This is a genomic window from Deinococcus murrayi DSM 11303, assembly GCF_000482805.1.
In the GTDB taxonomy this organism is placed as follows: Bacteria; Deinococcota; Deinococci; order Deinococcales; family Deinococcaceae; genus Deinococcus; species Deinococcus murrayi.
Map to the genome: position 1 here is coordinate 38155 of NZ_AXWT01000024.1, position 21301 is coordinate 59455.

General features: G+C 67.3%; 23 protein-coding genes. 14 read left to right on the top strand and 9 right to left on the bottom strand.

All coding sequences use genetic code 11. From position 1 onward, the window contains the following. The first annotated feature begins 27 nt into the window (after nt 1-27). Nucleotides 28-1341 carry an Ig-like domain-containing protein gene (locus H565_RS0106130; RefSeq protein WP_027460266.1) on the top strand — a complete coding sequence of 438 codons (1314 nt, stop codon included), beginning with the start codon at nt 28-30 and terminating at the stop codon, nt 1339-1341. A 47-nt stretch (nt 1342-1388) separates the two neighbouring features. Continuing rightward, nucleotides 1389-4094 (top strand): S8 family serine peptidase, encoded by a 2706-nt coding sequence (locus H565_RS16960; protein WP_027460267.1) that lies wholly within the window; start codon nt 1389-1391, stop codon nt 4092-4094. A 65-nt stretch (nt 4095-4159) separates the two neighbouring features. Here H565_RS16960 and cmk read toward each other — a convergent pair whose 3' ends face one another. Then, nucleotides 4160-4789: a (d)CMP kinase gene (gene cmk, locus H565_RS0106140; protein WP_027460268.1), complete on the bottom strand. Its 630-nt coding sequence runs from the start codon at nt 4787-4789 to the stop codon at nt 4160-4162. Between the two features lie 62 nt (nt 4790-4851). On the opposite strand from cmk, the gene H565_RS0106145 reads away from it, so the two are divergent. Continuing rightward, nucleotides 4852-5604: a peptidylprolyl isomerase gene (locus tag H565_RS0106145; RefSeq protein WP_027460269.1), complete on the top strand. Its 753-nt coding sequence runs from the start codon at nt 4852-4854 to the stop codon at nt 5602-5604. A 77-nt stretch (nt 5605-5681) separates the two neighbouring features. On the opposite strand, the gene obgE is transcribed toward H565_RS0106145, so the two are convergent. The 6 genes from obgE to H565_RS14490 form a co-directional block, all read right to left on the bottom strand. Further along, a complete protein-coding gene (obgE, locus tag H565_RS0106150; protein ID WP_027460270.1) occupies nt 5682-6983 on the bottom strand; it encodes a GTPase ObgE in 1302 nt (433 codons plus the stop codon). A 100-nt stretch (nt 6984-7083) separates the two neighbouring features. Then, nucleotides 7084-7359, bottom strand: coding sequence for a 50S ribosomal protein L27 (rpmA, locus tag H565_RS0106155; RefSeq protein ID WP_027460271.1), 276 nt, complete (start codon nt 7357-7359; stop codon nt 7084-7086). A gap of 24 nt (nt 7360-7383) precedes the next feature. After that, on the bottom strand, nt 7384-7686 hold the full coding sequence (gene rplU, locus H565_RS0106160) for a 50S ribosomal protein L21 (protein ID WP_027460272.1): 303 nt from the start codon (nt 7684-7686) through the stop codon (nt 7384-7386). A gap of 389 nt (nt 7687-8075) precedes the next feature. Continuing rightward, nucleotides 8076-9317 carry a hypothetical protein gene (locus H565_RS0106165; RefSeq protein WP_027460273.1) on the bottom strand — a complete coding sequence of 414 codons (1242 nt, stop codon included), beginning with the start codon at nt 9315-9317 and terminating at the stop codon, nt 8076-8078. A 1145-nt stretch (nt 9318-10462) separates the two neighbouring features. Further along, nucleotides 10463-11344 carry a TlpA family protein disulfide reductase gene (locus tag H565_RS0106170; protein ID WP_027460274.1) on the bottom strand — a complete coding sequence of 294 codons (882 nt, stop codon included), beginning with the start codon at nt 11342-11344 and terminating at the stop codon, nt 10463-10465. Nucleotides 11345-11388: 44 nt separating this feature from the next. Further along, nucleotides 11389-11850 (bottom strand): helix-turn-helix transcriptional regulator, encoded by a 462-nt coding sequence (locus H565_RS14490; RefSeq protein WP_051363446.1) that lies wholly within the window; start codon nt 11848-11850, stop codon nt 11389-11391. Between the two features lie 96 nt (nt 11851-11946). Here H565_RS14490 and H565_RS0106180 point away from each other — a divergent pair, with 96 nt between their 5' ends. The 6 genes from H565_RS0106180 to H565_RS0106205 all read left to right on the top strand — a co-directional run bounded on the left by H565_RS0106180 (nt 11947) and on the right by H565_RS0106205 (nt 16866). Further along, on the top strand, nt 11947-12309 hold the full coding sequence (locus H565_RS0106180) for a DUF1232 domain-containing protein (protein WP_027460275.1): 363 nt from the start codon (nt 11947-11949) through the stop codon (nt 12307-12309). Nucleotides 12310-12342: 33 nt separating this feature from the next. After that, the gene (locus tag H565_RS0106185; protein WP_027460276.1) at nt 12343-13005 is read left to right on the top strand and encodes a response regulator transcription factor; all 663 of its coding nucleotides are present in this window, start codon (nt 12343-12345) and stop codon (nt 13003-13005) included. Nucleotides 13006-13018: 13 nt separating this feature from the next. Further along, nucleotides 13019-14398 carry a sensor histidine kinase gene (locus H565_RS0106190; RefSeq protein ID WP_027460277.1) on the top strand — a complete coding sequence of 460 codons (1380 nt, stop codon included), beginning with the start codon at nt 13019-13021 and terminating at the stop codon, nt 14396-14398. Then, entirely contained in the window at nt 14395-15201 is an 807-nt protein-coding gene (locus H565_RS0106195) for an NTP transferase domain-containing protein (RefSeq protein ID WP_027460278.1), read from the top strand. The genes H565_RS0106190 and H565_RS0106195 overlap by 4 nt, the downstream gene beginning before the upstream one ends. Before the next feature lie 62 nt (nt 15202-15263). Continuing rightward, the gene (locus H565_RS0106200; RefSeq protein WP_027460279.1) at nt 15264-15500 is read left to right on the top strand and encodes a ferredoxin; all 237 of its coding nucleotides are present in this window, start codon (nt 15264-15266) and stop codon (nt 15498-15500) included. Nucleotides 15501-15930: 430 nt separating this feature from the next. Then, nucleotides 15931-16866, top strand: coding sequence for a magnesium transporter CorA family protein (locus H565_RS0106205; RefSeq protein ID WP_027460280.1), 936 nt, complete (start codon nt 15931-15933; stop codon nt 16864-16866). A gap of 10 nt (nt 16867-16876) precedes the next feature. On the opposite strand, the gene H565_RS0106210 is transcribed toward H565_RS0106205, so the two are convergent. After that, nucleotides 16877-17965, bottom strand: coding sequence for a GGDEF domain-containing protein (locus H565_RS0106210; RefSeq protein ID WP_027460281.1), 1089 nt, complete (start codon nt 17963-17965; stop codon nt 16877-16879). A gap of 125 nt (nt 17966-18090) precedes the next feature. Between H565_RS0106210 and rdgB the strand changes: the two genes are divergently transcribed. Beyond that, nucleotides 18091-18690: an RdgB/HAM1 family non-canonical purine NTP pyrophosphatase gene (rdgB, locus tag H565_RS0106215; protein ID WP_027460282.1), complete on the top strand. Its 600-nt coding sequence runs from the start codon at nt 18091-18093 to the stop codon at nt 18688-18690. Between the two features lie 102 nt (nt 18691-18792). On the opposite strand, the gene H565_RS0106220 is transcribed toward rdgB, so the two are convergent. Beyond that, entirely contained in the window at nt 18793-19230 is a 438-nt protein-coding gene (locus H565_RS0106220) for a SufE family protein (protein ID WP_027460283.1), read from the bottom strand. Nucleotides 19231-19338: 108 nt separating this feature from the next. Between H565_RS0106220 and H565_RS0106225 the strand changes: the two genes are divergently transcribed. From H565_RS0106225 to H565_RS15985, 4 genes are all read left to right on the top strand, one after another. Beyond that, on the top strand, nt 19339-20199 hold the full coding sequence (locus H565_RS0106225; protein WP_027460284.1) for a sulfurtransferase: 861 nt from the start codon (nt 19339-19341) through the stop codon (nt 20197-20199). Between the two features lie 98 nt (nt 20200-20297). Then, nucleotides 20298-20696 (top strand): hypothetical protein, encoded by a 399-nt coding sequence (locus H565_RS0106230; RefSeq protein WP_027460285.1) that lies wholly within the window; start codon nt 20298-20300, stop codon nt 20694-20696. Between the two features lie 58 nt (nt 20697-20754). Then, on the top strand, nt 20755-20973 hold the full coding sequence (locus H565_RS0106235; protein ID WP_027460286.1) for a hypothetical protein: 219 nt from the start codon (nt 20755-20757) through the stop codon (nt 20971-20973). A gap of 158 nt (nt 20974-21131) precedes the next feature. Next, on the top strand, nt 21132-21301 hold a 170-nt coding region (locus H565_RS15985; protein ID WP_157468894.1), incomplete at its 3' end, for a helix-turn-helix domain-containing protein.

A 21301-nucleotide genomic window follows, 5' to 3' on the forward strand; every position in this document is an offset into this window, starting at 1 on the left:
CTGAAGACGTGACCCACTGGGACCCCGATGAACCGATTTCTGCCCCTGACCCTGCTGACGAGCCTGCTGTGTGCTTGTGGTCCCGGCGCTGCGCCTGGAAGCCCGTCCCTGCCCGGCTCTGCTGACACGGTGGTGCCTACCGTGCGCTTGTCGGCGTCGCCCCAGGTGCTCGCGGCTCCTGGTCCGGTGGACCTGACAGCCACCGCGGTGGATGAGCGGGGCATCGCGGGTGTGACGTTCTACCGGGGCACGACGCGCCTCGGTGAGGATACTTCCGAGCCCTACACTTTCCGAGACGACCTGACTTCCCTGGGGGCGGGCGAGTGGGTCTACCGGGCGGTGGCTGCCGATACTTCCGGCAATGTGGCCGAGGCGACGACCACGGTCACCGTGGCCGGACCGGTCGCGGGGTCTCCAAGGGCCGAGGTGACTGTCCAACGCAACAGCCCCACGAGCTACACCGTGATGGTCCGGCCTGCTGCGGGACAGTCGCTCGCGAAAATCGAGGTCTACGACAATGGCCGTCCGGTCGCGACCGACGAGCAGGCCCCCTTCTCCGTGGACCTGACCTATACAGCAGCGGACAATGGGCCGCACACCCTGCGGATTCGCCTGTTTGATGGGGCTGGGGGGGTATCCGAGGTGCTTCGCCAGGTGGAGGTCGCTGTGCTGCCCACCGCGGACACGCCTCCCACGGTGCGTCTCACGCCGGAGGTCTTGACGGTGGCCACCGAAAGTCCGGTCACGCTGACGGCTACCGCTCAGGACGACCAGGGCATTGACCGGGTGGAGTTTTGGTTGGACGGAGAACGCGTCGGTCTCCGCCAGGAGGCTCCCTATGCCGTCACCCTCACCTTTGGAGCGGCGCAAGGGGGCCAAAGAACGCTGACGGCGCGGGCCTACGACACCGCTGGGCAGACCAGCGAAGCCAGAGCGACGCTGAATGTAGACATCGACGCGGGTGATTCCGTAGACCGTGCAGCCCCCATCCAGATTGGTCAGAGCGTGGACGGTGTGATTGCCGGGAAGCCGCGGGACATCGATGTCTACCGGTTTACGGGAGCGGCGGATGACCGTTTGCGCCTCACCGTCAGCGGCCAGAGCGGCCCTTTTCCCCACAGCACCCTTGACCCCTATGTTCAGGTTTTGCTTCCTGACGGCAAGACCGTGTTCGAGCAGGACGACGACAGCGGCCCCGGCTATGACGCCGAGCTGCTGTTCAATCTCCCGCAGGAAGGAACGTACTACATTGTGGTGACCAGTTTCCGCATCTTCGACGACCCACGCGCGACCGACGACCGACCGACCAACCTTTACCGTCTGTCTCTCAGCCGCCGCTAGGCGTTCGCCTCTCGCCCGGCTTCCTGCCGGAGTACAGGAGACTTCCCTTGAACACTCCCCGTCATGCCCTGCTGCTTCTGACTGCCGCCATTGCCCTCGCGAGCTGCGGCAGCACCCCCAACACGCCGAACGGTCAAGCTCCTGCGCGTCAGGGAACCTCGGCGTCTATCCGCGCCGCCGACGTGCCGGTCAGCGAGACGGGCCGCTACTTCGTGGAACTTGCGGGCGATCCCACGGCTTTGGGTGCCCAGAGCATTCGCAGCCAGCAGGCTGAGTTCCGGCTCCGGGCCGCTCAAGCGGGCCTCAAGCTTCAGGAGTTTGCCAGCTACCAGCGCCTCTTTAACGGCTTGAGCGTCACTGCGAGCGCTGAGGAAGCGAACCGCTTGGCCCGGTTGCCTGGCGTTGTCAACATTTTCCCCGTTGTGAAGATTGAGCGACCGGTCACTGAAGTCAGTGGTGAGCCGTCCGTTCCGCAAGTGCAAACGGCTGCCACCATGACTGGGGCCTCCATTCTGCGTGATGAGCTGGGGATTACGGGGAAGAACGTCAAGGTGGCCATCATGGACACCGGCATCGATTATGATCACCCGGCGTTTCAGGGCCGCATCATCACCGGCTTTGACTTCGTGGGGGACGCGTTCGGTGCGAACGGTAACTTTACCCCTGCGCCCGATGAAAATGCCGATGACTGCGGCGGCCACGGCACGCACGTGGCAGGCATCGTGGGGGCCAATGACCCGACCAATGGCTTTAAGGGTGTCGCTCCTGACGTGATGTTTGGGGCCTACAAGGTGTTTGGCTGTGAAGGCTCGACCAGCGCCGACATCATGTTGCAGGCGATGGAGCGGGCTGAAGCTGACGGCATGCAGGTCCTGAACATGAGCATTGGCGCAAGCTTCCAGTGGCCTGACTACCCTACCGCGAAGGCGGCCAGCGCCCTCTCTAAGCGCGGCGTCATCGTGACTGTCTCGGCGGGAAATAGCGGCGCCGATGGACAGTATGCGACCGGAGCGCCCAGTCTCGGCGCGAACGTGATTGCGGTGGCTTCGGTGGACAATGCCAAGCTGGAGATGGATTACCTGACCGTCAGCACGGACGGTGCCCGCGTGCCCTACACGGTGGCGACGGGTGCGCCCAGCCCCAGCACGGGCCTGAACTTGGAAGTCACCCGTGGCCCCGGCGTTACGAATGCGGCGACGGCAGACGGCTGCTTCGTCAGTGGGGCCAACCCCTTTGCGCCCGGCAGCCTGACGGGCAAAGCCGTCCTGATTCGGCGTGGAGGCTGCACCTTCCGTGAGAAGGCGCTCAACGCGCAGGCCGCGGGTGCCCGCGCGGTGCTGATTTTCAACAACGCTCCTGGTGTTCTCTCGCCGACGGTCGCGCCCAGCACGGCCAGCGACAACCAGGTCATCGAGATTCCAGTCGTCGGTCTGTCCGATGTGGACGGCGCTCGGATGGGCAATCAGGTCAGCTCTGGTGCCGCCCCCCGCGTAACCTTTACGGGGCAGCGTGATCTGTTTGCTAACCCCACCGGCGGAACCCTCAGCAGCTTCACGAGCTACGGCTCTTCGCCTGACCTCGACCTCAAGCCGGACCTCTCGGCACCGGGCGGTCTCATCAAGAGCACCTACCCCCTGACGAAAGAGCCGACCGGCTACGCGGTCCTCAGCGGCACCAGCATGGCGGCCCCGCACGTCGCGGGAGTGGCGGCGCTGCTGCTCGAACGTTATCCGCAGCTGGGCAAGATTGACGGTGAGGCCCGCCGCCTCCTGCAAAACACGGCCAAGCCGAGTAACTATTTCCTGAGCGGCAATGTGTCCTCTTTTGTGGACTATGTGCAGCGTCAGGGTGCGGGTGTGGTGAACGCTCCGGCGGCCCTCGCAGCGCTCCAGAGCGGCGTGAGTGTATCGCCCAGCAAGATTGCCCTCGGCGAGAGCGACGGCATGCCCACCCGCACCAAAGTGCTCACCATTCGCAACAACGGGAACACCCCCCAGACCTATCAGGTGACCCACGTGGCAGCCCTGACCATCAGCGGCACCACGTTCGTGCCCGCTCCGAGCGCAGCGGCAGCGACGGTGACCATCAACGGTCAGGCCAGCACCACCGTGACTGTTCCGGCGGGTGGCACCGCCGAGCTGAATGTGAGCATCACCGCCCCCGCCGGGGCTGCCGACCGCTCGCAGTACGGTGGATACATTCGCCTGACGAACACGAACGCCAGCGGCGTCAGCCTCAGCGTGCCCTACGGCGGCTTTAAGGGTGACTACCAGAGCATCCGTGTGCTGGGTGACATCTCGCTGCCGGGCTATGGTCTGGGCAATACGCCCTTCCCCTTCCCCGCCTTCTATGACGCGGTGCGGGGCAACCTGTACTTCCGGGGCGGCACCCCGGCCACCAAGCCCGTCTTCACGCTGGGCCAGGTCGGTACCACGCTTGATATCCCCCGCATCTGGGTGCACCTCGCGCACCAGTCGCGCTGGCTGGCGATGGACGTGCTAGACGCGAACGGCAACCTCGTCGATACGGTGTCGTACGACGAGTACCTGCCCCGCAACGCCAGCAACAGCTACAGCGGCCCGACCAGCAACGCCTATTACACCTGGAGCTGGAACGGCACTCTCGCCAACGGCAACCCGGCCCCTAACGGCGACTACCGCCTGCGCCTGCGCGTCCTCAAGGCCCTGGGTGACGAGAGCAACCCCAACCACATCGAGACGTACGTCAGCCCGGTGTTCAGCATCCAGCGCTGAGCCAGCGGGAGCAGCACGAAGGGGGGCCTGGTCCGCGTGACCAGGCCCCCCTCTTTTCCCTTGGCTCAAGCTCTCTGGGCGGACAGTCCCGCGAGGACCGCCGCAATCACTCCTTCCAGCGTCAGCGCTCCGGTGTCAATCACCCGCGCGTCCGGGGCGGGGGCGCTCTGCGCGGCGTCCAGGAGGTCACGCTCGGTCAGGGCCGCTTCGATGGCGGGCACGTCTTCGGGGCGCTCCTTCGCCCGGCGCTCGGCGCGGACGCGGGGGCTGGCGGTGAGGTAGAACTTGGCCTCTGCGTGCGGAAAGACGTTGGTCCCCATGTCGCGCCCCTCGGCGACAAAGGGTTCGGGGAGGGCGCGGAGCTGAGCGTCCACCCAGGCCCGGACCTCCGGCAGGGCGGCGACCCGGCTGACCCCCGCGTCGACCCGCGAGGAGTGCAGCTCGGCGGTCAGCTCGCGCCCCCCCACCCAGACCCGGTTGCCCTCGGCGCGGGGTTCGAGGCGCACCCGGTTGGCCCGCAGGTGCGTGAGCAGGGCCGCCGCGTCGCCGAGGTCTAGCCCCCGCTCTAGCCCCAGCAGCGTCGCGGCGCGGTAGAGCAGGCCGCTGCTGACATAGGGGATGCCCAGCGCCCGCGCCACCCCCGACGCCACACTCGATTTGCCGCTGGCCGCCACGCCGTCTATCGTCACAATCACCCGCTCAGTGTAGAGGGCGCTCCGGGCCTGCTTCTCAGGTCGCTTCCCGCTAGACTGCCCCTGTGAAACGCGCCCTGCTCATCCTCACGGCCCTGCTGACCCTGACCGCCTGTCAGGACCGCGAGGCCGACACCACCGACACCGCCGCCAATCAGACTGAAGAAGCCCAGACCGATACCCCGGCCACGGACGCGGAGAAGGAGGCCGCCGACACCGCCCAGGTCACCGAACCCGGCCCGGTCCCGGCGGGCTACACGCTCGTTCCGGCGCTCTCGGAGAAGCCCGTGCGCGAGTACAAGTCGGAGCCTGAGTTCGCGCTCGAAGATGGCAAGGACTACTACGCCCTCATCGACACGACGAAGGGCCAGATTCTCGCCGACCTCTACGAGCAGGAAACGCCCGTCACGGTAAACAACTTCGTGACCCTGGCCCGCAACCATTACTACGACGGCATCAAGTTCCACCGGGTCATCGACGGCTTCATGGCGCAGACGGGCGACCCGACCGGCACCGGGAGCGGCGGCCCCGGCTACCAGTTCGCCGACGAGTTCCGCACCGACCTCACCTTCGATGCGGCGGGTATCTTGGCGATGGCGAACAGCGGCCCGGCCACCAACGGCTCGCAGTTTTTCATTACCTTCGCGCCCACCGACTTCCTCAATGGCCGTCACACCATCTTCGGCAAGGTCGTGCAGGGAGAAGATGTCCTGAAGAAGCTGACCCGCACCGCCGATACCACCTCCGGTCAGGAGCAGCCCATCGAGGGGGCGACCCCCGACGAGATGCTCACCGTGCGGATTCTGACCAAGGGCTGAGCGGAAGCAAAAAGGACGGGAGCAAAAGAAGGGGCCTCGCCTGTGCGTCATGCAGGCGAGGCCCTCTTCCTTAGAGGCTACTCGTCGTCCTCGAAGTACTCGAAGCGGAAGGGGCCGATTTCCACGGTATCGCCCTCCCGCGCCCCGGCCCGCTTGAGTTCGCGGTAGAGGCCCTGGCGCTTGAAGAGGTTCGAGAGGTACTCGGCGGCGTCCTCCATGTGGCGGGAGAAGCGCTCTAGCCGCGCCTCAAAGCCGCCGCCGTGCACCTCCCATACCCGCTCTGGGGCGCTTTCGCCGCGCTCTGGCGCGTCCTCACGGAAGGTGATGGTGAGGGGGTCTTCGCGCACCTCGTCCGGCTCGACCTCCAGCGCCCGCGTTTGCGCCCACAGCTCGCGGTCGGGCAGCAGTTGGAAGAGGGCTTCGCGCAACTCTGGCAGTCCCACGCCCGTCTGCGCGCTGACCGGCAGCACCGGGAGGCCGAACTCGGCCAGCTCGTCCTCCACCATCGCCACGAGGTCTTCTTCAACGAGTTCCACCTTGTTCAGCGCAATGGCCGCCGCGTTCTCCAGCAAGCTGGGGTCGTAGGCCCGCAGCTCGGCTTGCAAGGCCCGCAGCTCTTCTACCGGGTTGCGGGTCACGTCCAGCACGTACACCAGGAGCCGGGTGCGGCTGATGTGCCGCAAGAACTCTAGCCCCAGCCCCTTGCCCTCGGACGCGCCCTCGATGATGCCGGGGATGTCGGCCATCGTGAAGCGCTCGTCGCCCTGGGCGCGCTCCACCACGCCCAGGATGGGGGAGAGGGTCGTAAAGGGGTAGTCCGCGATGGCCGGATTGGCCCGCGAGAGGCCCGCGAGCAGGCTGCTCTTGCCCGCGTTGGGGTAGCCCACCAACCCTACGTCCGCAATCAGGCGCAGTTCCAGCCGCACCCGCCGCTTTTGCCCCGGCGTGCCGAGTTCGGCAAAGCGGGGCGCTTGCCGGGTGCTGCTCACGAAGGTCGAGTTGCCCCGGCCCCCCAGCCCGCCCCGCGCGATGACCTGCTCTTGGCCCACCCGCACGAGGTCGGCAATCACCTTGCCCGTGTCGCGGTCAAAGGCGGTGGTGCCGACCGGAACGTCGATATAGAGGTCTGCGCCGTCGGCCCCCTGGCGCAACCGCCCCTCCCCGTAGGCCCCGTTTTCGGCCTTGAACTTGCGCCGCCCGACGAGGCGCTCCAGGCTCTCGACGCCCTGAATCGCCCGCAGGATGACGCTTCCTCCGCGCCCGCCGTGGCCGCCGTCCGGGCCGCCCTTTTCCAGGTACTTGGCCCGGTGAAAACTCATGCTGCCGTCGCCGCCATTGCCCGCCGCGACTTCGATGTCCAGCACGTCACGAAATGCCATGGGGCACCTCCTTTGCCGTTATGTTCTCTGTTCTGATGTTCTCAGGTCAAAACGGCACGCCCCGCCGCGTCGCCGGGCAGGGCGTGCCGTGGGGCCGTGTTCAGTCGGCGGCGACGGAGGCTTGCACCGTCTCGACGCTGACAAAGCGGCCCTTTTCGCCGCGGTTGGTAAAGACGACCTTGCCGTCGACCAGCGCGAAGAGGGTGTGGTCGCGGCCCATGCCGACGCCCTGGCCCGCCTTGAACTTGGTGCCGCGCTGCCGCACGAGGATGTTCCCGGCGACGACCACTTCGCCGCCAAACTTCTTCACGCCCAGGTACTTGGGATTGCTGTCGCGCCCGTTCTTGGACGAACCCACGCCTTTCTTGTGTGCCATTTCAGTTCACCCCTTGCCTGGGACTTAGCCCTTGATGCCCGTAATGCGGATGGCCGTGTAGTTCTGGCGGTGTCCGTTGCGGCGGCGGTACTGAATGCCGCTCTTGTACTTGCGGACGTAAATCTTGGGGCCGCGCCCGTGCTCGACGACCTCGGCCTCCACGCTGAAGCGCCCGGCACCTTCACCGAAGATGGCCTGCTCGCCGCCCACGAAAAGGGGCTTGAGGGTCAGGGTCTGCCCCGCTTCGCCCGCGATGGATTCCACCCGCACGACGTCGCCTTCCTGCACGCGGTACTGCTTGCCGCCGCTCTGAATGATCGCAAACATCTCTACCTTCCTCCCGCCGCCCCGGGAACGCTGCCCCGGTGTCCGGCTTCTTCGTTCGCCCGGCCCGCCTGGGGGCGGGGGGCGAGTCACCAGTGGAAAATCCTAGCACACCCCCCGCGCCGGGGCTACATGCCGGAAGTGCCCGAACCGGACGGAGTCCCCTTTCTGGGGAGAGCGCCGGAACGAGCCAATCCTCACCCGCCCCCACTGCGGGGGCATAGGTCGGGTGATGGGCCGTTGCGGTGTCTCTCGCGTGTCCTCGCGGTACACGCTGGCTCGGCGGTGGGCCGAGTCTTCTGCCTGGGGAAAACCTCCGGGGGTGGGCGGCGGGGGCCGCGTGCGCCTGCGGGAGAGGATAGCAGAGGCCGCGCCCCCCCCGCCGGGCAGGGCTACCGCGCTCGGTAGAGGGTCCGGCCCTGCGCGTCCGTTTCCCGCGTGACCTCCAGGGGCCTGCTCAGCCCTGGGTGGGTGACGACCAGCTTGCCCCCCTGGGTGCTGACCCACTCCGGCTGGACCACGAAGGTCAGGGACAGCTCCCCCTTTCGCTCCAGCCAGACCGCGTTCTCGACCGTCACCGGGCCACCTTCCGTCTGCACGGTCCCCCGCACCAGGGGGATGAGGGTGTAGTCCGGAAAAGCGGCGGCCTGGTAAAACCCCTGCGGCGAGAAAGAACCTTGCAGGGGGCCGTTCAGCACCAGCAGCGGAGCGCCCGCCCGCAGGTGGGTTAGCACCGGCTCCAGCTGTGGCGCTAGGGCCGCGTTGAGACGGTCGGCGGCGGCCTGGGCCTCCCCCAGCGCCGCCGCCGACGGTGCCGTCTCCTTGGGGGTGCGGCTCCCCAGCAGCAGTTCGAGGGGCGTCATGCCCGCCATCACCCGCCGTTTCCATTGCAACGGGTCTCCCTCCTGGTCGAGGAGCAGGCCCGCGAGTGCGCCCAGACGGTACGCCTCAGTGGTGAGGTCAGGCTGCGCCGGGGGGAGATGTTGGGGCAGATAGGTTGCCAGCACCGAGGTGTTTCCGTCGGCCCCCTGGGTCATCAACCCCACCCGCGTCTCGAAGTAGGTCGCCGTGCCCTCGATGATGTCGGTCCACCGGCTGAGGCGTGCTTCCTCCGGAAACCGGGTTTTCCAGCCCTGGTACAGCCCGGCGGCCTCGGCCAGCAGGCGGGTGCGTCGGGCTGGGTCCGGAGTGGTCAGGGCCGCCAGCAGCCGCTCTGTCAGTGCGCTGCGGTAGGCACGTGGTTCGGCCACGATGGGATAAGGCTGCACCCGGCGGCTGCCCGCAGCCAGGAGCCGCGACACCTCCGGCCAGTTGTCCCCCTGCACGAAGCCGTGAAAGTTCTCGTGCACGACGAGCTGAATCACTGTGCCCTTCGCTGGTTCGGCGATCAGGCTCAAGAAAGCCGCGTCAAGACGGTAGTACGCTCGCCGCCCTGCCCGGTCAAGCTTGAAGCTCAAGCCCGTAGCCTGGCGGATGGAAGCGGGCAGCTCGGCCAGCGGGAAGCTCGACACCTGCCCGGACTTCAGCCGGTAGGCCGCCGCACCGTCCGTGACGATGGTTTCCACCGCCGCCTGTTCACCGCCCGGCCACGCCGCCCCATAGAAGCGCTCGCGGGCGGCCAGTTGCCGCGCCAATGGGCGAATGTGCCACTCCAGGGGGGAGGAGGTGGCTGGGGCGTCAGCTGGAGCGGGTGGGCTGACCTGAGCAGAGCAAGCTGGGCCGAAGGTAAGAAGGGCACAGAAGAGAAGTCTTAGCTGGCCTGATGAAATGTATCGCATGTAACCTCAAGAGTTCAAAAAGTATAGAATGAGTACACCCTGATAATAACCAAATTATCGTCTAGCTTTAATATCAAATAATTTAATAAATACGCCACCCATAGCGAAATTAACTCCAACCGCTAGGGCAAGGAAATCATCAATTATAACCGCCACAGTGAGAGATGTAGATAGCGACATTACGAAGAAAACCCTTTCTATAGTGTGATAATTTAACTCACTATACTCATACAATAAATATTCCAAGACAGATAGAGTTAGGTAGCCAAATAAAGGTATAAATAATAGATCTACGAATTTTCTGGAAGACTCCGCATTTGGGATGTTGCTAACGGACACAAGGTGTGTAATTACAAAGTATGATACAACGAGTAGTAAGGCTTTGAGGGCCAAATCAGTCGCGCTTATCCTTGTAGCTCTGGACACTTTTACCCTCCCAAAATATATAACACATCGAAGGTCATATGCAGGTGTCTGCATATGACCTTCAGATTTATTTCCACATTCCGCAAACAACAGTGCACTTTTTTGAGTAATTATCAAAGCTCCTGGTGCATGTCCTCGTGTCAAACCCCGTAACATACGTCTCTATAAGTGTTTCACAGGTCCCTTGCGCGACAACCGCCCCAACTTTGGCCAAATCTCCTGATTTCGTCGTAACGGTAGTAATAATTTTTTGACCTACGGTAGTTTTAGCCACTCTAATACCTATCCAAGTACAAGCAGCCAATGCCGAAAGGCTCTCAACAGTCCCCCAGTTAACCTCTCTGGATTCTGCCCATTGTGAGTAGTTGCAGGTACTACCGCCGGGGTCATAAATTGGATCGTTGTACATTGGCTCAATGGACTCATTCTGGACGTCGTCCCAGCTTGATGGAGCGAGGCTCACGTTGCCCCAGGCATTTTGGGCACTTGCGCCTCCGTGCAACCCCAAAGCCAGAAAAAGAACGAAATTAGTGAAATGCTTCATACACCCTCCTTTTGAGGACACCATCAGGTGTTTACTCCAACGGTAGTTTTCCTGCCTGAAACGGATTGGCCCGCACGGCATCAAATCCCTCACCGCGCCATTTGATCGTTCCTGCGCTGCTGACCAGAAATTGAATGGGCGTTCCCTGGGCACGGTAGGCGCTCGCCAACTTCACGCCCGCGTTTACGTTGCTCTGGTCCTCAACGATTCGCACGTTTCTTGGAGCACCCGCAAACTGCTTCTTCACCACCTCCAGTTCGCCCAGCGCGACAATCCACACCGCCACCTTCGGATTCTCGCGGGCGTACTTCAGCAGGTGCGGCAGTTGGTCAGTGCAAAAGCGGCAACTGGCTGAGTGGAAAATCACCAGGTGGTTGCGGCTGCTCGCCCAGTTCACACCGGGCAGGGCCGGGGCCGGGCTGCCCACGCCGCCGGGCACCGTCAGCCGGGGCACGGGTTTTCCGGCCAGCAGTGCCGTGCCCAGCTCGCGTGTCTCGGCGTTTGTCAGCGTGCCCTCGTAAAAGCCCTGGACGATGCCCGCCGCGTTGACGTACATCACCGCCGGGATGGTCTTCAGCCCCAGGGCCTGAATGCTCTGGCCCGCCGTATCCGCGTGAATGGTCGGCTGGAGGGTAAAGCCCGCGAGGTACTCGCGCAGGGCGGCGCTGTTCTGCTCGGTGACCAAAACAACCTGAAGCTTGGGATGGCTCTTTTGGAGGGCCGAGAGAGCGCCCAGTTGCAGGCTGCACGACGCGCAATCGGGCTGGGCGAACACGTACACCGTGGGCTGACCGCTGTGAGGCAGCGTGGCGCTCCGAACAGACTTTCCTATCCAATCGGGCCGGGGCGTCCCGTTCAAGGCCAGGGCCGAGCCACTGCTGAGGAGTGCCCCCAGGAGCAGGAGTTGTTGCATGGGCCTAGGCTAGCCCTGCCCTGTGATGGTCCGCATCCTCAGTCCTATGGATGCGGCATCCTCAGTTGTCTAGATGAGGGGGGGGGGAAGGGATGTCCCCAATACAGGGCGCGGGCCGCGTGGCGGCTGGGCACGTTCAGCTTGGCGAGGACGGCGGCGACCTGGCTGTTGACCGTGCTGAGGCGGATGCCGCTGCGGGCGGCAATCTGGGCATTGCTCAGGCCGAAGGCGAGCAGCCGCAGGGCGCGGCGCTCGCAGGTGCTCAGGGGCAGGTATTCCAGACGTGGCCCCAGGTACATGAACTCTTTGTCCAGGTGGAGGTGGGCCAGCAAAGGGGTGAGGTCGCCGGGGTCGTCGCGGACAATCAGCGCCAGGGGCCGGGCCTCCAGCACGTCCCAGAGGTAGGGCGTGCCCTGCGCCCCCGTCACGACCACCCGCCCAGACAGGTCCGTCCCCAGGGCGGTTCCCGGCGGGTCGTCGAGGAGGAGGGGCAGGGCGGCGGGCATGGGCCGATGGTACCCGGCGAGGTGTGATGGCGGGGGCGAAGTTGGGTGGACTGGCTCCAGAGAAACCCGCTGGCCGCCTGCCCCGTACTCTTTCCCGTGACCCACCGACTGCGCCGCATCTGGCGGGATGCCCTGACCCTGCTGCTCGCCCTGCGCGACCGCCGCACGCCCCTGCGGGCACGGCTGGCGGCCCTGGCCGCGCTCGCCTACGCCCTCAGCCCGGTGGACCTGCTGCCCGACGCGCTGCCCCTGCTGGGGGTCGGCGACGACCTGGTGGTGGTGCCGACCGTGCTCGCCCTCGCGGCGCGGGGGCTGCCCCCGGCGGTGCTTGCGGACGCGCGGGCACGGAGCGCGGCCCTGGGGCAGCGCCTGCCCTGGCTGCTGCCCGCGCTGGGGCTGCTCTTTCTGGCCGGGGTGGCAGGGCTGGGGTGGGCGCTGCTGCGGTTCCTGGCGGGTTAACGCCCCCTTCACCGCCGCCCCTAGACTGACCCCATGCGCCTGCTCTTCGTGGAGGACGACCCCCGCATCGCCGAGCCGACGCTGGGGGCGCTGCGCGAGGCGGGGTACGCGGCGACGTGGCGGCAGACCGGGCCGGAGGGCCTGGAGGAAGCGCTCGTCGGCGAGTACCCCCTCGTCGTGCTGGACGTGATGCTGCCGGGGCTGGACGGCTTCGAGGTGGCGCGGGCGCTGCGGGCGGCGGGGTCGGAGGCGGCCATCCTCTTTTTGACGGCGCGGGGCGAGCTGGAAGACCGGGTGCAGGGGCTGGACCTGGGGGGCGACGCCTACCTTGTCAAGCCCTTTGCGGTGCCGGAACTGCTCGCCACCCTGCGTGCCCTGTCGCGCCGCGAGCGCGGGGCACCGAGTCCGCGCGTGACCTTTGCGGGGGGGCGCGGGCGGCTGGACACCGTGGGCCGGGTGGTGACCTGGGACGGGGCAGAGGTCGCCGTGACCGGGCGCGAGTACGCCCTGCTCGAAGCCCTGGCGCTCGCTCCGGGCCGCTGGTTCACCCGCGAGGAACTGCTCGACCGGGTGTGGGGACCAGAGTTTGGCGGCGAGGCCCGCATCGTGGACGTGTACGTGCGCTACCTACGCCGCAAGCTCGCGCCGGAGGCCGTGGCGAGCGAGCGGGGGCGGGGCTACCGGGTGACGGGGTAGGGGGGGTGCCTCTTTGCGCCTGACCCTCCGCGCCCGGCTCGCGCTCACGGCGGGGCTGGCGACCGCGCTCGCCGCCGTCCTGGTGGCGGCAGGCCTCTTCATCGCGGTCAACCGCCTGCTGTGGCTCTCGCAGGTGGAGGGGCTGCAAAGCGGGGCGAGCGCGGTGGGGGCGCGGGTCGAGGCGGCGCTGGAGCGCTCGGCGCAGACCTTCGGGGTGGGGGTGCTGTCTGCCCCAGAGCTGAGGCGGCTCGCGGACGCCGACCCCCAGACCCGCCGCCTGGAGCTGCGCCTCAGCGGGCCGGGGGGCGAGGTCCAGACGCCGCGCTTTCCCGCCGAGCTGGACCCGGCCCTGCCGCCGGGAGTGTACTCGCTGGAAGACCGCCTCTTGACCGTGCGGCCCCTGCGCGGCGGGGCGCGGCTCGCGGTGCTCGCGGACGCGCCTGTTCTCGGCGAGGCGCGGCGGGCCTTTGGGCGGGCACTGCTGTGGCTGCTGCCGCTCGCGCTCGCGCTGGCGGCGGGGCTGGGGTACCTGGTGGCTGGGCGGCTGCTCGTGCCGCTGCGGCGGCTGGAGGGCGCGGCGCGGCGCATCGGGGCCGGGGGCGACCTGCGCTCGCCGCTGCCCGGCGCGGGCGAGGGCGACGAACTCGCCCGGCTCGCCCGCACGCTGGAGGGAGCCTTTCGGCGGGTGGCCGATGCCCGCGAGCGCGAGCAGGACTTTGTGCGGGCCGCCGCCCACGACCTGCGCTCGCCGCTGGCGGCGCTGCGGGCGCGGGTGGACGCGACGCTCTCGCGGGACCGCGACCCAGAGCGCTACCGGGCCGAGCTGCGCGAGCTGGGCACCGACCTCGCCCGGCTCTCGACCCTTACCGGGCACCTGCTGCTGCTCGCCCGCGACCCGGCGGCCCTCGCCCGCGAACCCGTGCCCCTGCGCGACCTCGCCGCCGAAGCGGTCGACCGCGCCCGCGAACTCGCCCCCGAAGCGGACGTGGACCTGGTGGCCCCGCAGGCCCTGACCGCCCACGGCGACCGGGTGCTGCTGGGCCAGGCGGTGTGGAACCTCACCGCGAATGCGCTGCTGCACGCGCCGGGTGCAGCGGTCACCGTGACCGTGCGCCCGGACCCGGCGGGCGGAGCCGAAGTCGAGGTCCGCGACAACGGCCCCGGCGTGGACGCCCCCACCCTGGCCCGACTGGGCGAGGCCTTTTACCGCCCGGACGCCAGCCGCACCGCCGGGGGGCATGGGCTGGGGCTGGCGCTGGCCCGGCGGGCGGCGGAGGTGCACGGGGGCGAGCTGCGGCTCTGGAGTGAGCCGGGCCGGGGCTTTGTGGCGACCCTACGCCTTCCGGCAACCCTGCCGCTCGGCGCGGGCGGGGTGGTACGCTCTCGCGCATGAGTTCTGAGCAGGTAGGCCCCGCCGGGGGATGGAGCGCCGTCGTGCTGGGCGGCGGCGACCCCGGCGACCCCTTCGCGGCGGCACACGAGGCGGCGGTCAAGGGGCTGATTCCGGTGGCGGGCGAGCCGATGGCGCTGCACGTGCTGCGGGCCTTGCGCGGCAGCGGGCGGGTGGGCCGGGTGGCCTACGTCGGCCCGACGACGCCCGCGATGGACCTCCTGATTGACGAGCGCGTCACCGACCACGGCACCCTGCTGAGCAACCTCGAAGCGGGGGTGGACGCCCTGGGTGGCCCCGGCCTCGCTCCCGGCGAGCGGGTGATCGTGGCGACCGCCGACATCCCGCTCGTGACCGCCGCGCAGCTCGCGGAGCTGCTGGACGCCGCCCCCGCGGACGCGGCCCTCATTTACCCGGTCGTTCCCCGCGCGGTGTGCGAGGCCACTTTTCCCGGCGTGCAGCGCACCTACGCCCGGTTGCGCGAGGGGAGCTTCACCGGGGGCAACGTCTTTTTGCTGGACCCCCGCTTGATAGGCGAGTTCCTGCCCCGGCTGCGCGAGGTCCTGGAAGCTCGCAAGGCCCCCCTGCGCCTCGCCGCGCGGATAGGCCCCGGCACGCTGCTGCGGCTGCTGACCCGTCGCCTGACGGTGCCGGAGCTGGAGGCAAAGGTGAGCGCCATTCTGGGAGTGCCCGCCCGCGCCCTGGTGACCCCGCACGCCGCCATCGGCACCGACGTGGATAAAGAAAGCGACCTGGCCCTTGCCGAGCGCGTGCTGGCGCAGCGCGGCCCAGCCCAGCGGACCTGAGCGGGCACTGCGGGCGGTTGGTGCCTTGCGGCCCCCCGAAGGGGTGGGCATACTGTCCCTATATGCCTCACGTGATTGTTAGCCCCTGCATCGGCGTCAAGGACCAGGCCTGCACCGAGGTCTGCCCGGTGGAATGCATCTATGACGGCGGTGACCAGTTCCTGATTCACCCCGACGAGTGCATCGATTGCGGCGCGTGCGTTCCTGCTTGCCCGGTCAGTGCCATCTTCCCCGAAGAAGACGTGCCCGCCGGAGAAACCGAGTTCATCGTCAAGAACAAGGCTTTCTTCGGTCTGTAACCTGAGGGCCGCTTCTCTCTCGGCCCCCTTCGCGCCCTGGCCTCGCTGCCGGGGCGTCATGCTGGCCCCGCGCTGCGCTGCTAGCATGACGCCCGGTGCTGCCCCCCCCCGGCGCTCTCCGCACAAAGGAGGTGATGATGTGACGCCTGACCCCCAGACCGACCAAGACCCGCCCAGTCCCGCACGGACAGATTCCGAGCTGGCCGGTCCCAGCGGTCTTTCGCTCCGGCCTCACGCATCCCACCCCCGGAGGACGCGCCATGGATTGCCCCCTCATACGGATTCCCGATTCCTTTCCTGTTAGAAGCGCGCCAGCAGGAAATCTACCTCCCGGAACCCGTCCTTTTTCCCCCTCGCCTTCGCCCGGATGGCATCCCTTCGTTGGCGATTCCACCGGAGGCCGGAGCGCTGACCTCTGCGGCAGGCTGCCATGCTGACCTATTACCGCAGCGTCGGCGGCAAGTTGCAGGTGCTCGACGCCTACACGGACGGCTGCTGGATTCATGCCACGGCCCCCACCGCCGAGGAACTCGCCCGCGTGAGCCGCGAGACGGGCCTCGACCTTGACTATCTCAGCTATCCCCTCGACCCCGACGAGCGCAGCCGCTTTGAGCGGGAAGATGGCCAGCTCCTCATCATCATGCAGACGAGCTACCGCCTCGGCGAGGACAGCGACATCCCCTACGACACGGTGCCGTTGGGCATCCTGCATACCGACCACTGCATCGTCACCGTGTGTGCGACCGACAACCCGGTCGTCAACGACGTGGTGGGCGGGCTGGTGCGCCGGGTCAGCACCGCCAAAAAAAATCGGCTCACCCTACAACTCTTCTTGCGCAACGCCCAACGCTTCTTGATTGATGTGCGGCAAATCAACAAGCGGGTGGACACCATCGAAGACCGCATGGAGACGGCGACCCGCAACAAGGAGCTGATGGACCTCCTCAAGCTCGAAAAGAGCTTGGTGTACTTCATCACTGGCCTCAAGGCGAATGAGGCCATGATGGAGCGGGTCAAGCGCGACCGCATCTTTGAGATGTACGAGGAAGATTCCGAACTCCTCGACGACGTGCTCATCGAAAACCTGCAAGCCATCGAGATGGCGACCATTGCGAGCAACATCCTGACCAGTATGGCCGGAGCTTTCGCCTCGGTGATCAACAACAATGTCAATCAGGTCGTCAAGACGCTGACGGTGGTCTCCGCTATTTTTCTGCCGCTTACTTTTATGGCGGGCATCTGGGGGATGAACTTCGAGTACATGCCTGAACTCTCCTGGCGCTACGGCTACGCTCTGGCCCTGGGCAGCATGGCCCTCGTTGCCGGAACGATGATTTGGCTCTTTCGCCGCCGCGACCTGTGGTAAGGGCCGCGCCCTAGCTGGATTCTGCCCACAGGTCAACCCCCCACTCCACCCCTGCTCCGGGTTCCCGTGCCCGTTTGGCCTGGTAAAGCCGGGCGTCGGCCCGCGAGAGCCATTCGCGCACGGTGAGGTCTGAGGTGACTGCGGAGGCTCCCGCTTGGAGCCGCACCCCCTCCACCCCCGGTGGCCAAGACGCCGCCCGCAGCGCCGCGCCCACCTCCCGCGCCCACGCCCCCAGGGCCGCTGCGGGCAGCCGCAGCAGCAGGGCGAACTCGTCGCCGCCCAGGCGGTAGGCCGCGCCCCGGTGCTCGGCGGACCTCCGCAGCACTTCTCCCACCTGGCACAGCACGTCGTCCCCGGCGGCGTGGCCAAGCGTGTCGTTGTAGTGCTTGAAGTGGTGGATATCCAAGACCACCAGGCTGAGCGGGCCTTCCTCGCCCGCCGCTGATGCCGCCAGCGCCCGCGCCGCCGCCTCCCCAAAGGCGCGGCGGTTGGGCAGCCCGGTCAGGGGGTCGGTGTGGCTGGCCCGCTCCAGCTCCTCACGCAGGGCGGCATTTTCCAGCGCGATGGAGACGTGCTGGGCGAGCAGTTCGAGGAACTGAAGGTCGGTGTCGTCAAAGGCGTGCGGGGCATAGCTCTGGATGGACAGCACCCCGGCGGGCCGCCCCCGCACCTCCAGCGGCACGAACAGCATGGAGCGGGTGGGCGGTGAATCCGGCGGCGGGACTGGCTCTCCCGTGCCCCGCAGGTCGAGGAGGACCACCTCTTCGGAAACGAGGCGGCGTGCTCGCTGGGGATGCGCCGCGAGATAGGCCTCGATGTCCCCGATGTGCAGCGGCCCCTCATGCAGGGCGGTCTCCATCACCCCGTCGGGGGAGTAGGGCAGATGTTGGCGGTAGCGCCGCTCGCCCTCGTACAGGTCCCAGCGCCATTCGCCGGAGGGCGTCAGCAGCGCGAGGAGGGTCACCTGCGCCGCGAAGAGGGAGCTGGCCTGTTGGTGCACGGTCTCTACGACCGCCCCCACCGCGTGGCTGCTGCGGGCGAGTGCCGCGAGCGTCCCGACGAGGTGCCGGTAGCGGGTCAGCAGGTGCTCTGGCGTCATGGGGACCCCCAGTGTGCTCCCCCGCCTCTGACGGGGACCTTTCTGGCTTGCTCCCCCTCGTGTCCGGCGGGCGCGTCCTCTAGACTCGGCGGGTGACGAGAGACGCGGCAGCGACGGAGCAGGGCATGCGGGTGGTGGTAGCGACCGGAAACGCGGGCAAGGTGCGCGAGATTGCGGCGGCTCTGTCGCCACTGGGGTGGTCGCTGGAGGGTCTCGGCGAGCGGCCCCTCCCCGAAGAGACGGGCGCCACCTACGAGGAAAACGCGGCCCTCAAGGCCTGTGCCGCCGCGCTCGCCACGGGCTTGCCCGCCCTGGCCGATGACTCCGGGCTGGAGGTCGAAGCTCTGGGGGGGCAGCCCGGCGTCTATTCCGCCCGCTTCGGGGGACGGCGCAGCGACCTGGAGCGCAATCTCTACCTGCTGGAGCAGTTGCGCCGCGCCCCCAGTCGCCGGGCGAAGTTTGTCTCGGTGGTCGTGCTGGCCTATCCCGACGGCCACGTCGAGCACTACCGGGGCGAGCTGCCCGGCACCCTCCTCGAAGGGCCGCGTGGCGAGGGCGGCTTTGGCTACGACCCGCTCTTTGTGCCCGACGGCGACACCCGCACCCTGGCCGAGATGACTCTGGAAGAAAAGCAGGCAGTCAGCCACCGGGGCCGGGCGCTCGCGGCCCTGCGAGAAGCGCACCGCGCCGGGCCGCCGCCCCGCGAGGTGGTGAGGGCAGAGTAGGGCTGGGGGCGGGTGGAGCAAGAAAAGAATGGAGGTGGGCGACGCATCGCAACGTCGCCCGCCTTTCCTCGCTGACTCGCTTTCCGCGCCGCCAGCCACGCGCTACGCGCTTTCCCGCACCTCATTCTTGAGCCGCATCAGGATGGCCCCCATCCCGCGCAGGCGCATCGGCGTGATGAGGTCGGTGAGGCCCATGTCCATATAGAACTGGTCCGGAACGCTGAGGATGGTTTCGGGGGCCTCGCCGCTGAGGGCCTCGTGCAAGATGCCCGCATAGCCGCGCACGGTGGGGGCCTCTTCGGGCACCTTGAAGTACAGGTTCACGCCGCCCCGCTCGTCCCGCTCGGTCACGAGAAAAAAGGGACTGGCACACTCCGGTACGGGCTTAAGAAACTCTGGGTGCAGGGCGTACTTTTCCGGCAGGGGCGGAAGCTTTTTGCTGTATTCCAGCAGGGCCTGAAGGCGCAACGGTTTGGGCGCGGTCCTAAACAGGTTCACAATCTGCTGCAACTTTTCGGGAAGGGGGGCCGCGTCGGTCATGCGGCCACTGTATCCCCCCAGCCCGGCGCGATATGGTGAGGGCCGCCCAGTTGACTGCTTTTGTCAACTAAGGCCCCGGCCCCTTACACTCAGCGGTGGAGGTCAACCATGGAGTATGCGAAAGACGTGCTGGTGAGCACCGAGTGGGTTGCTGAACACCTGAACCAGGAAGGCGTGCGCCTCATCGAGGTGGACGAGGACATCCTGCTGTATGAAACCGGGCATATCCCCGGTGCCGTCAAGATTGACTGGCAAACCGATTTCTGGCATCCCCAGGAGCGCGAGTTCATCAGCCCAGAGGCGGTGTCGGCGCTGCTGGGGCGTCTGGGCATTCGGCCCGGCGATCAAATCGTTCTCTACGGCGACAAGAGCAACTGGTGGGCGGCCTATGCCTACTGGTTCCTGAGCTACAACGGCGTGCAGAACCTCAAGCTGATGAACGGCGGGCGGCAGAAGTGGGTTGCCGAGGGCCGCGAGCTGACCACCGACGTGCCGCAGTACGCGCCGACCGAGTACCCGCCCCTGCGCCGCGACGAGAGCTTGCGGGCCTACCGCGACGAGGTGCGGGCGCACATCGAAGCCGTCCGTGCCGGGCGGGGCGCGATGGTGGATGTCCGCAGCCCCGACGAATTTTCCGGCAAGGTCACCCATATGCCCAACTACCCGCAAGAAGGCGTGCTGCGCGGCGGCCACATTCCCGGTGCCCGCAATGTCCCCTGGGCGCGGGCGACCAACGAGGACGGCACCTTCAAGAGCGCCGAGGAACTCAAGGCGTTGTACGAGGGCGAGGGCGTGACTCCGGACAAAGACGTCATCGCCTACTGCCGCATCGCGGAGCGCAGCAGCCATACCTGGTTCGTGCTGCGCGAGCTGCTGGGGTACCCCAAGGTCCGCAACTACGACGGCTCCTGGACCGAGTGGGGCAACGCGGTGGGCCTGCCCATTGAAAAGACGTACGCGGAGGCGTAGGGCGCGCCCCCGCCCCCCTGCGCCCCGGCCCCGGCAGATGCCCTTCCCCTCCGGTCAGGGGAATGCGCTTGCCGGGGCCGGGGGGCTAGGGTAGAGGCATGACGTTCGTGCTGATGTTGCTGGTGGTGCTGGCCGTGCTCGCGTGGCTGGCCTGGCGCTCCTCCCGCCGCACCCCCCGGCCCCCCGGCACGGCGGGCCTCGACGAGGACGTGGCCGTTCGGCCTGAGGTGGACCCCGCGGCCATCGCCGCCGCCCGCGCCCGTATCCGCGCCGACGTGCCCGACGAGGTGCTTTCGGACGCCCTGCTCGACGCCACCCCGAAGCAGCTCGCTTCGATGTTCGCCGCCGTGCCCGCCGACGTGATGGCGGGGGCGGTGGGGCGTCCCGCGCCGGCGGCCCCCACCCAGCAGGCCAGCCGCGAGGACCTCGCCACCCTGAAAAAGGTCAGTGAGGCAGTAGATGACCTGGAAATCTGGAACTTCGGGGACAAGAACTGACGGTCTCCCGGCGCCTCTGGCCCGCGCTGGCATGAGCGAACTGGGCTAAGTTTCGCCCATGACGAGTGAAGTCCGGCGGCCCCTGCTGCATATTCCCGGCGATACCGGTGGGGGTGGCCTGCGGGTAGACCTCATGACGAAGGGGCAGGTGAGCGTCCTCCCCTCCGGCCCCGACTTGTGGACCGAGACCTTGGAGGAAGCTGCCGTCCTCGCGGAGATGCTGCCCGGCGTGAGCGGGAGGGCGCTGGAGCGGCTCGGCTGGGAACTTGACGATTGAGGGGCGCAAGCCCGTGACTTCAGTCATGGGTTAGCCCCTCCCGCCCGTAGGGCGGCGAAGCCGAAGCCTGCCGTTCTGTGATAAGCTAAACGAGCAATGCCCCCACGCGGCTGGAACCGCTGGGAGCGTGGCAAGCACCTGTAGGAGGGTGTTGCGAGATGGAATCTACCACGGCCCCCAAGCGGAATAAGGCGTTCGTCATCCGCCTCTACCCGAACAAGGCTCAGGCCGAGCGAATCAACCGCACGCTGGGATGTGCCCGGTTCGTCTACAACCACTTCCTGGCCCGCCGCATCGAAACCTACCGTCAGGACGGCAAGGGCATGAC